Consider the following 12,242-nt stretch of genomic DNA (forward strand, 5'->3'; position numbering starts at 1 on the left):
CTGCCCGCGCTGGCGGACAGTGCGTGCCCGGACGGCTGGCGCTCCACTTGTTATCGATCCATGACCATCGGCAGCGCGGGTGCAAAACTTGAGCGCACAACGATCCCCGCCGAGGTGGGGGGGCTGGGCCGAAACTTCGGTAAACTGTCGGCATTTCCGGGGCGCGCCGCGTCCCGCAGCCTGTGCAGTCCCCATGTCAAATACCCACGAAATCCGCCCCGGCCAGTCCATCGAGCTGCTCAAGGAACTCCATATCCTGACGCGCGACGGCAAGATGAACCAGGACAGCCGGCGCAAGCTCAAGCAGGTCTACCACCTGTTCCAGTTCATCGAGCCGCTGCTGCAGCAGGTCAAGGATGAGCGCGGCCACGTCACACTGGTCGACCATGGGGCCGGCAAGTCGTACCTCGGCTTCATCCTGTACGACCTGTTCTTCAAGGCATTGAAGGACGATTCCCATATCTACGGCATCGAGACGCGCGAGGAACTGGTGAAGACCTCGCAGGCGCTGGCGGCGCGGCTGGGCTTTCCCGGGATGTCGTTCCTGAACCTGTCGGTGGCGGACTCGATCACCTCGCCGCAACTGCCTCCGACCGTCGACGTGGTCACCGCGCTGCATGCGTGCAACACCGCCACCGACGACGCCATCCGCTTCGCACTGGCCAAGCGCGCGCAGCACATCGTGCTGGTGCCCTGCTGCCAGGCCGAAGTTGCCAGCGTCCTGCGCAAGCACAAGGGCAAGCTGCTGGCGGGCAATCCGCTGACCGAAATCTGGCGCCATCCGCTGCATACGCGCGAATTCGGCAGCCAGGTGACCAACGTGCTGCGCTGTCTGCAGCTGGAGGCGCATGGCTACCAGGTCAGCGTGACCGAGCTGGTGGGATGGGAGCACTCGATGAAGAACGAGCTGATCATCGCCCAGTACAAGGACCTGCCGCGCCGGCGCCCGGCGGAGCGGCTGCAGAACGTGCTGGAAACGCTGGGGCTGGAAGAGATGAACGAGCGCTTCTTCGCCGCTCCGCTATCGGCCACGCCGGTCACGCCGGCCGAGCCGGCGTAAGTCAGTCTTTCGCGGGCGGGTTCTTGCCGGCGGCTTTGTCTTCGGCTGAGTCTTCGTCCTCGCCCGCCATCCAGCGGCGCCAGCCCGCATGGCCCAGGCGGCGCATGGTTGCCTGGTTGCGCTCGTAGATATCCGCCGCATCCGGGAAGGCCGCCGCAGCGCGCGCGATGCTGTCCTCGCGCAGCAAGTGCAGGATCGGATACGGCGCGCGGTTGGTGTAGTTCTCGATATCGTCCGGCCCGGTATCGGCGAACTGGTATTGCGGATGGAAGCTCGCGATCTGCAGCGTGCCGTCCAGTCCCAGGCTGCCGAGCAGGCGGTCGGCGAAGTACAGCAGGTCGTTGTAGTCGAGGAAGTCGGCCACCGCGTCGGGCAGGATCAGCAGCGTGGTGTCGATCTCTGCCGGATCTGTCTCGTCGAGCAGGCGGAGCTCGCGCTCGAGTTCATCCAGCACATCCGGCGCTTCCGTCGCCGTGCTGACCACGTAGCGCACCTGCTCCTTCACATACACGCTCTTGGCAAAAGGGCACAGGTTGAGGCCGATCACCGCGCGTTCCAGCCAGTGGCGGGTGGCGGCGATGACTGCGTCTGCGGAAGTGGCGGCGGAAGACATGATGGCGATACCGGGGAAACCGTCATTCTAGCGCTGCCGCAGGCTCTATAATCCGCGGCGGAAACACTCCCTGCCCTACCCGACCACCCGACCACCCGACCGCCATATGTCCCTCGCCAACGCGTCCCCTTCGCTCGCCAGCCGCCCCGACGTCGCCATCATCGGCGGCGGGCCGGCCGGGCTGATGGCGGCCGAGGTACTGGTGGCGCAGGGCGCGACCGTGGCCGTCTATGACGCGATGCCGTCGGTGGGGCGCAAGTTCCTGATGGCCGGCAAGGGCGGCATGAACCTCACGCATGCGGAACCGGAACCGGCCTTCCTCGGCCGCTATGGCACCCGTGCAGCACAGATCGCGCCGATGCTCGCGGACTTCGGCCCGCAGGCGCTGCGCGAGTGGGTGCACGGGCTTGGCATCGACACCTTCGTTGGCAGCTCGGGCCGCGTTTTCCCCACCGACATGAAGGCCGCGCCGATGCTGCGCGCATGGCTGCACCGGCTGCGCGAGGCCGGCGTGCAGTTCCATATGCGCCATCGCTGGCTGGGCTGGGATGAGTGCGCGCCGCATACGCTGCGCTTTGCCACCCCGCATGGCGACGTGTCGGTGTCCACGCGTGCCGTGGTGCTCGCGCTCGGCGGCGCAAGCTGGGCGCGGCTGGGATCGGATGGCGCGTGGGTGCCGCGGCTGGCTGACCGTGGCGTCGATATCGCGCCGCTGCGCCCCGCCAATTGCGGCTTCGATGCGGCATGGAGCGAATCATTTGCCGACCGTTTCGCCGGCACGCCGGTCAAGCCGGTGGCGATCGCATTGACCGGTCGCGACGGCAACGCGCACTACCGCCAGGGCGAGTTCGTCATCAGCGCCACCGGCATCGAAGGCAGCCTGGTCTACGCGATGTCGGCGCCGATCCGCGACCGGATCGAAGCCGACGGCAGCGCGGTGATCCACCTCGACCTGCTGCCCTCGCACACCGCGGAACAGGTCGGCAATGAAGTGAACCATCCGCGCGGCTCGCGCTCGCTGTCCAGCCACCTGCAGAGCCGGCTCGGCATTACCGGCGTCAAGGCCGGCCTGTTGCGCGAATGCCTGACAAAGGACGCGATGCAGGATCCCGGCACGCTGGCCGTGTCGCTCAAGGCGCTGCCGCTGCGCCTGCTGCGTCCGCGTCCGATCGACGAGGTCATCAGCAGCGCGGGCGGCGTGCGCTTCGAGGCGATGGATGAACGATTGATGCTGCGTGCGCTGCCGGGCGTGTTCTGCGCGGGCGAAATGCTGGACTGGGAAGCGCCCACCGGCGGCTACCTGCTGACGGCGTGCTTCGCCAGCGGGCGCACTGCGGCGCAGGGCGCCGCGGCATATCTGCGGCAACCTCCGCGCCAACCTCCGCGGCAATCCTAAGCCTGCTTGCCCCCGACGATGCTGAGCGCCACCGCTTCGGCCACCTCGATGCCATCGATCGCGGCCGAGTAGATGCCGCCGGCATAGCCGGCGCCCTCGCCCGCCGGGTACAGGCCCTTGACGTTGATGCTCTGGTAATCGTCGTTGTTGCGGCGGATGCGCAGCGGCGACGACGTGCGCGTCTCCACGCCAGTCAGCACCGCGTCGTGCAGCGCGAAGCCCGGCAGCTTCTTGTCGATCTCGGGAATGCCTTCGCGGATCGCTTCGATCACGTAGTCGGGCAGCGACGTGCTCAGATCCGTCGGCGTCACGCCCGGCTTGTACGAAGGCTCGACCGAGCCCAGCGACGTCGAGGCACGGCCGGCGATAAAGTCGCCCACCAGCTGGCCCGGCGCGTTGTAGTTGCGGCCGCCCAGCTCGAACGCGCGTTCTTCCCACTTGCGCTGGAACTCGATGCCGGCCAGCGGGCCGCCCGGATAATCTTCCGGGGTAATGCCGACCACGATGCCGGCGTTGGCATTGCGCTCGGCGCGCTTGTACTGGCTCATGCCGTTGGTCACCACGCGCCCCGGCTCCGAGGCCGCCGCCACCACCGTGCCGCCCGGGCACATGCAGAAGCTGTACACCGAACGCCCGTTGCTGCAGTGGTGCACCACCTTGTAGTCGGCCGCGCCCAGCAGCTTGTTGCCGGCGAACTTGCCGAAGCGGCTGCGGTTGATCAGGCCCTGCGGATGCTCGATGCGGAAGCCCAGCGAGAACGGCTTGGCCTCCATGAACACGCCGCGATCGTGCAGCATCTGGAAGGTATCGCGCGCGCTGTGGCCGACCGCCATGATGACGTGGTCGGCTTCCAGGTATTCGCCATTCGACAGCTTCAGGCCGCGCACCTGGCCGCCGTCGATGTCGATATCGTCGACGCGCGTTTCGAAGCGGATCTCGCCGCCCAGCTCGATGATCTCCGCGCGCATCTTCTCGACCATGCTGACCAGGCGAAAGGTGCCGATATGGGGGCGCGCCTTGTACAGGATGTCTTCCGGCGCACCGGCGCGCACGAACTCGTTCAGCACCTTGCGCCCGTAGTGCTTCGGGTCCTTGATCTGGCTGTACAGCTTGCCGTCCGAGAACGTGCCCGCGCCGCCTTCGCCGAACTGCACGTTCGACTCCGGGTTGAGCACGCTCTTGCGCCACAGGCCGAACGTGTCCTTGGTGCGCTCGCGCACTTCCTTGCCGCGCTCCAGCACGATCGGGCGGAAGCCCGACTGCGCCAGGATCAGGCCGGCCAGCAGCCCGCACGGGCCCATGCCGATCACCACCGGGCGCAGCGCGGGGCCGCCCTGCGGCGCGCGCGCGACGAAGTGGTACTCCATATCGGGCGTCACGCTCCAGTTGGGCTTGCCGGCCATGCGCTTGCGCGCCGCGGCTTCGTCGCTGACTTCGATATCGATGATGTAGGTCAGCTTGATATCGGAGCGCTTGCGCGCATCGTGGGCGCGGCGGAATACCGTATAGCCGATCAGGCCGTCTCCCTTGACGCCGATCTGCGCGGCGCTGGCGCGCACGGCGGCGTCCAGGTCGCTTTCGGTATGGTCGAGCGGGAGTTTGACTTCACTTAGACGTAGCATGGGGAACCCGGGAACTGCGGCCGGGGGGTTGGGCACACCAATGTGCCAGGCCGGCCGGAGCGCAATTTTATAGTTTTTCGGGCGCCGGGTCGGCAATCCGTTGCGGCTGGTGCCACGGTGGCGACGACAGGCGGCGCCTGCGCCACGCCAGCAGTGCCGCCAGGCGGTCAATCACGCCGAGCGGCAAGGTGATGGTGAAGGCGGCGTCGCCGCACGCCACGACCTGCAGCCAGCCGCGCGCCGGTATCGTCAGCGTCTCGCCCGCACGCAGGCGCCAGCGCGGGATATGCCAGCTTTCGGCCAGCCATTGCGGCGGTCCGCTGACCTCGATCCGGCCGGCGCCGGCATGCAGCACCGTGCCCGCCGCCACGCGCAGATGCAGGCATTGCCCGGCGGGCAGGCGCGTGGCGGAGGCCGGCAAGACGGTTCCTGAAGTGTCGATCGATACGCTTGGCATGGCTTGGCTCCGGTAACAGATTCAGGCCTCCAGCCTATCGGCCGCCCCCCGCCCGCGGCAGGCACATCACCGCGAAACCTCCACCGGAACAGCAAGGCAAAACCGGGGCTGTTACGATACAGGCGCCCCGCCTCTGTATCTGTACCCCGATGGCCAACCGCGCCACCATGCCCCCATGGAAGCCACTCCGCTCTACCGCCAGGTTGCCGGCCACTACCGCCGCGCCATCGAATCCGGCACGCTGACCGCCGGCGACCGCATGCCATCCGTGCGCGCGCTGATGGGACTGCACGGCGTCAGCCTGTCCACGGCCCTGCAGGCTTGCCGCCAGCTGGAGAGCGACGGCCTGCTCGAAGCCCGCCCGCGCGCCGGCTATTTTGTCGCGGCACCTGTGCGCGCGCCGCTGGCACCGCTGACCGAACCCGACGCCGCGCTGCCCGATCCCGCGCAGTACGTCGGCATCCACCAGCGCATTTCGGGGCTGCTGGCGCGCAGCCAGCACCAGCATGTCCATACCAACCTGGGCGGCGCCTACTGTGCGCCCTCGCTGTATCCCGCCGAGGCACTGCGCAGCGCCGCGGCGCGCGCCCTGCGCCGGCATCCGATGCTGTTCGGCGAGGCGGTCGAGCCGGAAGGCCATGCGCCGCTGCGCGGCGCCATCGCGCGCCAGGCGCTGCACGCGCGGATGCAGCTGGCGCCGGAGGAGATCGTCATCACGCACGGCTGCACCGAGGCGCTCAACCTGGCGTTGCGCGCGGTGGCCGGCCCGGGCGACGTGATCGCGGTGGAATCGCCCACCTACTACGGGCTGCTGCAGATCCTCGAAAGCCTCGGCATGCGCGCGCTGGAAATCCCGTGCAGCCCGCAGACGGGGATGTCGCTCGAGGCGCTCGAGCTGGCGGCGCAGCACTACGACAATATCCGCGCGGTGGCGGTAGTGCCCAACCTGCAGAATCCGCTCGGCTGCATCATGCCGGACGCGCACAAGGCGCGGCTGGTGCAGTGGTGCGAGGCGCGCGGCATCGCGCTGATCGAGGACGACTGCTTTTCCGCCACCGCCGACGGCGATACCCAGCCGGCGGCGGCCAAGGCCTGGGATGGCAGCGGGAACGTAATCCACTGCGCCTCGCTGCACAAGGTGCTGGCGCCGGGCATGCGGCTCGGCTGGATCGCTGCCGGCAAATGGCAGCCGCGCGTGGAAATGCTCAAGTTCGGGCTGTCGCGGCCCAACGAAATGCTGTCGCAGATGGCGGCGGCGGATTTCCTCGCCAGCGGCGCGCATGAACGGCACCTGCGCCGGTTGCGCACGCGGCTGCAACTGCAGCGTGAATGGTTCGCGCAGGCGGTGGCGGCCAGCTTCCCGGCCGGGACGCGGCTGGGCTCGCCGCGCGGCGGCATGCACCTGTGGGTGGAGATGCCCGTGCAGGTCTCGTCCGAGGCGGTCTTCGACCAGGCGCTGCAGGCGGGCATCCGCGTCATGCCGGGAGTGATGTTCTCCAACGCCGGGCGCTTCGACCATTGCCTGCGCATCAACTGCGGCACGCCGCGTTCGGCGCAGATCGAGCGCGCGCTGGCCACGCTGGCCGGCGTGGTGCACCGCCTTGCCGGCTAGCCTCGTGCGGGGGCAGCGCGCATTATTGCAACACACGTACAGGCGCACTGCCGGGTTGACCTGCTTTTTGCGCCCCGTTTGCCCCATTTGCCGCCGCCTCGCCTATCCTAGTGCGCTGGCGCGCGGCCGTGGCCCGGCTGTCCCCGCTGCCGGTGCCCCGCTGCCAAGCGCCGCCATCAGACAGGAACAAGAACAAAGGAGAGTGGCCTTGAGCAGTCCATCCGCGGCATCGCGCAACCGCCCGGCCGGCACGAGGCCGGACAACAGCGCCGACGATTACCAGATGCTGTTCCAGCTCGCCCCCGTGTCGCTGTGGCTGGAAGACTTCAGCGATGTGCGGGTGCATTTCGAACAGCTGCGCCGCGACGGGGTCACCGACCTGCGCGCCTACCTGCGCGCCAATCCGCACCAGGTAGCGCAATGCTCGTCGCTGATCCGCGTGATCGACGTCAACCAGCACACGCTCGACCTGTTCCGCGCGGCCGACCTCCACGACCTCATCGCCAACCTCGAAACGGTCTTCCGCGACGACATGTTCGACCAGCACGTGGAAGAACTCGGCCAGCTCTGGGACGGCGGCAGCCGCTTTTCCAGCCAGACCGTCAACTACACGCTGGACGGCGAACGCCTCGACATCCGGCTCGAAGCCACGGTGATGCCCGGCCATGAAGGCACATGGGAGCGCGTGCTGCTGTCGATCGAAGACATCACCGCGCGCGTGCGCACCGAACGCGAGTTGCGCCGCAGCGAGCAATATGCCGTTGGCCTGTTCGAACACTCGCCGGTGTCGCTGTGGGTGGAGGACTTCAGCGCGGTCAAGGTGCTGCTCGATGAAGTGCGCGCGGCCGGCATCACCGACTTCCGCACCTTCCTCAACGTGCATCCGGACTTCGTCTCGCGCTGCATGCAGGAGATCCGCGTGCTCGACGTCAACCGGCAGACGCTGCTGATGTTTGGCGCCGAGTCCAAGCAGATCCTGTTGTCGCGCCTCGGCGACGTGTTCCGCGACGACATGCGCATCCACTTTGCCGAGCAGCTGGTCGACCTCTGGCACGAAAAGCTGTGGCAGCAGCGCGAGGTCATCAACTACGCGCTCGACGGCCGCCAGGTCGACGTCTTCATGCAGTGGTCGGTCTTCCCCGGCTGCGAAGCCGACTGGGACCAGGTGCTGGTATCGCTGACCGACATCACCGCGCGCAAGAAGGCCGAGGCCTATGTCGAGTTCCTGGGCAAGCACGACGTGCTGACCAAGCTCTACAACCGCGCCTACTACGAAGACGAACTGGCGCGGCTGGGCCGCAAGGGCCCGTGGCCGGTCAGCGTGGTGGCGGTGGACCTGAACGGGCTGAAAGTGGTCAACGACCAGTTCGGCCACGGCGACGGCGACGGACTGCTGCGCCGCACCGGCGAGGTGCTGAAGAAGGCGGTGGGCGACCAGGCCTGCGTGGCGCGCATCGGCGGCGATGAATTCATGGTGCTGCTGCCCGGCCGCGACGAGCGCGGCGCCGCCACGGTGGTCGAGCAGATCGAACAGGTGGTGGAACTGAACAACACCTTCTATCCCGGCGTGCGCCTGAGCTTCTCTATCGGCCACGCCACCTGCGTGCAGGGCGAGCGCCTCACCGACGCGGTCAAGGTGGCCGACAGCCGCATGTACGAAGCCAAGCGCGCGCACTACGAGGCGCTGGGCAACGAGCGGCGCCGCGGCAACTGAAGCAGTCCAACGCAAGAGAGCCGGCATGTGCCGGCTCTCTTGCTGATGACTTCCCGCGAATTACAGGAAGATGACCAGGGCCACGCCCCCCACGATCAGGCCGAATTTGGCCACGTAGTACAGCTGGCGGTTCCATGCCTTGAAGCGGCGGCGATATTGCCCGCCCAGCCAGACAAAGCGGAACAGCTTGTTGATCATGCCGGTCTGGTCGTGCTCGTCGTTGGGCGAGCTGGCCGCGGTCATGACCTTGCGGCCCATCCAGTGGTTGAACCTGGCGGCCCAGCCATAGCGCATCGGCCGCTCGATATCGCAGAACAGGATCAGGCGGTTGGCGTCGCTGCGGTTCTCGGCCCAGTGCAGGTAGGTTTCGTCGAACACCACGCCCTTGCCGTCGCGCCAGCTGTGGCGCTCGCCGTCGACCTCGATAAAGCAGCGGTCATCGTTGGGTGTGGACAAACCCAGGTGGTAGCGCAGCGAGCCGGCGAACGGGTCGCGGTGCGGATTGAGCTTGCCGCCCGGCGGCAGCTCGGCGAACATTGCGGCCTTCACGCTCGGCAGCTCGCGCAGCAGGGCCACGGTCTTGGGGCACAGCACTTCCGCGGACGGGTGCTGAGCCTCGTACCACTTCAGGTAGAAGCGCTTCCAGCCATACTTGAAGAACGAGTTGAAGCCGGCGTCGTCGTTCTTGTCCGCGGCCTTGATCTTGCGCATCGCGGCCAGCGCCAGGCCTTCATCGCGGATCTCCGGCCACGCGGTGCGCAGTTTCTCCAGGTCCGGGAAATTTTCGACCGGAATGTATGGCGTGCGCGGCACGCCCGAGAACGCATACATGAAGCAGTTGATCGGCGCGACCAGCGCCGAATGGTCCAGCAGCTGGCGCCAGATCTTCAGCCTTACCTTGCCGCGGAAGTGCACATACAGGATGGCACCGAGGTAGCCCGCGACGATTATCCACTTGATCACCCGAAGTCCTCCTGGTTGGCCGCCCTGGCGCGCAGATGACTGGCGCAGCAGGCAGGCTGGGCGAAAACCGGCATTTTACCGAAATGGCCGGCACGCCGCAGCTAGTGGCGGCTGAGGCACATCACAGCGAGAGGCAATCTAGGACTCGCGATCCTGCCCGCCGCGCGACTGGCGCGCGATGCGATCGATCAGCGCCTGGGCATCCTCGGGCATGCCCTGCAGTGTCAGCAAGCGGGCGTTGAGCACGAGGTTTTCCAGCACCAGCTTGGCGGTCGAGGCCCACATCGTGGCCAGCAGCGCTTCCATCGGCATGCCGGAGGCTTCCATCTGCTCGGAGCGCTCGGCGATCAGCCGGCACGCCAGCTGGCGCAGCGCGCGGTCGTCGAACGGCAGGTCGGCGTAGTCGATCGGGTCTTCCTTCTCGACCTCGGCCATCAGTTGCAGCAGGGTGTCTTCTGTCATGGGCAGACTCCTGGCAAGGCATGAACGCGATGGGCACCGCCAGTCACGCGGCGACGAACTGCTCAGCATCGCGCTTGACCTGACCGGCATTGCCATAGCCTACCATCGCATCGGCCATCGGGCCACGATGCCTCCCTGCCGCGCGCCGGCGGCTGTGCCTTCCGTTCGGCGCCGTGGCGCGAATGCAGCGCGCCGTGGCCGGTCAATGACCGGCCGCGGCGGCGAGCGTGGCGCTATGTTCAGAGCGCCGGCGGCTGGCGACGGAAGCCGACGCCGAAGCGGTTCCACGCATTGATCATCGAGATCAGCAAGGTCAGGTCGGCAATTTCCTTCTCCGTGAACTGCTCGCGCACCGCGTTGTAGTCAGCGTCGGGCGCCTGGCTTTGCGCCAGCAGCGTCAGCGCCTCGGTCCAGGCCAGCGCGGCACGCTCGCGCGCGGTGAACCAGCTCACTTCGCGCCAGGCCGGCAGCAGGCTCAGCCGGCGATCGCTCTCGCCGTGCTTGCGCGCGTCGGTCACATGCATGTCGAGGCAGAAGGCGCAGCCGTTGATCTGCGAGGCGCGGATCTTCACCAGTTCCTTCAGGCTGTTTTCGAGTCCGCAGCGGGCAAGGTAGATCTCCACGCCGACCATGGCCTTGTAGGCATCCGGGGCCACGTCTTGCCAGTTCATGCGTTCTTCCATGTCGATTCTCCAGGGTTCCGGTAGTTGAGTGATTGGCGGGCGCTGGCCCGTTGGACTCAAAGATAGTCCTGGCGATTGGCTCCGTACACCGCCAATTTCCGTCAAAATTGGTAGACCAATTTCCAGGCAAAGACCATGGAGCTCCATCTCGCGCTGGACCACGCCGGCGACCTTACCGCGCAGATCGTCCACCAGATCCGCGACGCCATCCAGGCCGGGCGCCTGGAAGCCGGCGCGCGCATGCCGCCCACGCGGCTCCTCGGCACGCAGCTGGGCGTCGCGCGCAAGACCGTGACCACCGCCTACGAGCGGCTGGTGGCGGAGGGCTGGCTGCACGCGCGCGTCGGCGACGGCACCTATGTCGCCGAGGGGCTGGCGCGCAAGCCGGTGCGCATCGCCGCCGCGCCGGTGCTGCCGCCGGCGGTGCAGCGCTGGATGGCTGTCCAGACGCCCTTCCTCGGGCCGGTCGGCGGTGCGCGCTATGCCTTCCAGCCGGGCCAGGCCGACACCTCACGGTTTCCGCACGAAGCCTGGTCGCGCTGCGTGCGCGCGGCATTGGCGGCGGAGCGGCAGCGCCCACCCGGGCCTGCGGATCCATGTGGCGAGATGCCCCTGCGTCAGGCCATTGCCAGCCATATCGCCTTCACCCGGGGTGTACAGAGTTCTCCGACGGATATCCTGGTCACCGGCGGCGCGCAGCAGGGCATCGACCTGGCAGCCCGGTTGCTGCTGGGGCCGGGCGCCGTGGTGGCGATGGAGGATCCCGGCTACCCGATGGCGCGCGCGCTGTTCCAGGGGCTGGGCGCGCGCGTGGTGCCGGTGCCGGTCGACGGCGAAGGACTGGTGGTGGAGGCACTGCCCGGCGAGGCGACAATGGTCTTCGTCACGCCATCGCACCAGTCGCCGCTGGGCGTGCCGATGAGCCTGGCGCGGCGCCAGGCGCTGCTCGACTGGGCCGCGCGCCGCCACGCGGTCATCCTGGAGGACGACTACGACAGCGAGTTCCGCTATGGCGGGCAGGCGCTGGACGCACTGCAGACGCTGGACCGCCATGGGCGGGTGGTGTACCTGGGAACGTTTTCCAAGACGCTGCTGGCCAACCTGCGCTGCGGTTACCTGGTGGTGCCGCCATGGCTGATGCCGGTGGCACGCAAGGTCAAGCACCTGATGGACTGGTACACCCCGACGCTGACCCAGCAGGCGCTGGCGCGCTTCCTGTCGGAGGGCCACCTGCTGCGCCATATCCGGCGCTCGCACGCGCGCCATGCGCAGCGGCGCGCGCGGCTGCTGGCGCGGCTGCACGGCGACCTGTCACCTTGGCTCGAAGCCCTGCCGGCAATCGCCGGCTTTCACCTGGCAGCGCGGTTGCGCGTGCCGGTGGCTAGCGACGCGCTGATGGCCGTGGCGCGGCTCGCGGACCTGGAACTGGCCACCCTTGACCCCTTCTACGCCACGCCGCCGCCGACCTGCGCCGGCCTGCTGCTCGGCTTTGGCGCCATCGACCTGCTCGACATCGATCCGGCGCTAGACCGGTTGGCAATGGTACTCTCTGCCTTGGCCCCGGAGCCGGCGCGCGTCGTGTGACGCTGCCGCCCATTCCGGCAAAAGTGCTGGCCTCAGGGTACGCACCGAATGCGTGGGAGCGCACGCACAGTCATAC

General features: G+C 67.8%; 11 protein-coding genes. 5 read left to right on the forward strand and 6 right to left on the reverse strand.

The window, feature by feature from the left end; all coding sequences use genetic code 11:
- Positions 1-193 precede the first annotated feature (193 nt).
- Positions 194-1,060: a class I SAM-dependent methyltransferase gene (locus J8I34_RS02560; RefSeq protein WP_209773138.1), complete on the forward strand. Its 867-nt coding sequence runs from the start codon at positions 194-196 to the stop codon at positions 1,058-1,060.
- A gap of 1 nt (position 1,061) precedes the next feature.
- Here the strand turns inward: J8I34_RS02560 and J8I34_RS02565 are convergent, their stop codons facing one another.
- A complete protein-coding gene (locus J8I34_RS02565; RefSeq protein ID WP_029045612.1) occupies positions 1,062-1,673 on the reverse strand; it encodes a DUF1415 domain-containing protein in 612 nt (203 codons plus the stop codon).
- Positions 1,674-1,779: 106 nt separating this feature from the next.
- On the opposite strand from J8I34_RS02565, the gene J8I34_RS02570 reads away from it, so the two are divergent.
- Positions 1,780-3,069: a TIGR03862 family flavoprotein gene (locus tag J8I34_RS02570; RefSeq protein ID WP_209805274.1), complete on the forward strand. Its 1,290-nt coding sequence runs from the start codon at positions 1,780-1,782 to the stop codon at positions 3,067-3,069.
- Here the strand turns inward: J8I34_RS02570 and J8I34_RS02575 are convergent.
- Positions 3,066-4,691 carry an NAD(P)/FAD-dependent oxidoreductase gene (locus tag J8I34_RS02575; RefSeq protein WP_029045614.1) on the reverse strand — a complete coding sequence of 542 codons (1,626 nt, stop codon included), beginning with the start codon at positions 4,689-4,691 and terminating at the stop codon, positions 3,066-3,068. The two genes, J8I34_RS02570 and J8I34_RS02575, sit on opposite strands and share 4 nt — an antisense overlap.
- Before the next feature lie 67 nt (positions 4,692-4,758).
- Positions 4,759-5,148: a hypothetical protein gene (locus J8I34_RS02580; RefSeq protein WP_029045615.1), complete on the reverse strand. Its 390-nt coding sequence runs from the start codon at positions 5,146-5,148 to the stop codon at positions 4,759-4,761.
- Positions 5,149-5,323: 175 nt separating this feature from the next.
- Here J8I34_RS02580 and J8I34_RS02585 point away from each other — a divergent pair, with 175 nt between their 5' ends.
- Positions 5,324-6,760, forward strand: coding sequence for an aminotransferase-like domain-containing protein (locus tag J8I34_RS02585; RefSeq protein ID WP_029045616.1), 1,437 nt, complete (start codon positions 5,324-5,326; stop codon positions 6,758-6,760).
- Between the two features lie 283 nt (positions 6,761-7,043).
- Entirely contained in the window at positions 7,044-8,474 is a 1,431-nt protein-coding gene (locus J8I34_RS02590) for a sensor domain-containing diguanylate cyclase (RefSeq protein ID WP_245175744.1), read from the forward strand.
- Positions 8,475-8,534: 60 nt separating this feature from the next.
- Here J8I34_RS02590 and lpxO read toward each other — a convergent pair whose 3' ends face one another.
- From lpxO to J8I34_RS02605, 3 genes are all read right to left on the reverse strand, one after another.
- On the reverse strand, positions 8,535-9,437 hold the full coding sequence (lpxO, locus tag J8I34_RS02595; RefSeq protein ID WP_029045618.1) for a lipid A hydroxylase LpxO: 903 nt from the start codon (positions 9,435-9,437) through the stop codon (positions 8,535-8,537).
- A 138-nt stretch (positions 9,438-9,575) separates the two neighbouring features.
- The gene (locus tag J8I34_RS02600) at positions 9,576-9,899 is read right to left on the reverse strand and encodes a hypothetical protein (protein ID WP_029045619.1); all 324 of its coding nucleotides are present in this window, start codon (positions 9,897-9,899) and stop codon (positions 9,576-9,578) included.
- Between the two features lie 239 nt (positions 9,900-10,138).
- On the reverse strand, positions 10,139-10,582 hold the full coding sequence (locus J8I34_RS02605; protein ID WP_029045620.1) for a carboxymuconolactone decarboxylase family protein: 444 nt from the start codon (positions 10,580-10,582) through the stop codon (positions 10,139-10,141).
- 135 nt (positions 10,583-10,717) lie between these two features.
- Between J8I34_RS02605 and pdxR the strand changes: the two genes are divergently transcribed.
- Complete coding sequence (gene pdxR, locus J8I34_RS02610; protein ID WP_029045621.1) at positions 10,718-12,166, forward strand: MocR-like pyridoxine biosynthesis transcription factor PdxR; 1,449 nt, start codon at positions 10,718-10,720, stop codon at positions 12,164-12,166.
- Positions 12,167-12,242: the final 76 nt, after the last annotated feature.

The sequence above is a fragment of the Cupriavidus phytohabitans genome, from assembly GCF_017815025.1.
Taxonomy (GTDB): domain Bacteria; phylum Pseudomonadota; class Gammaproteobacteria; order Burkholderiales; family Burkholderiaceae; genus Cupriavidus.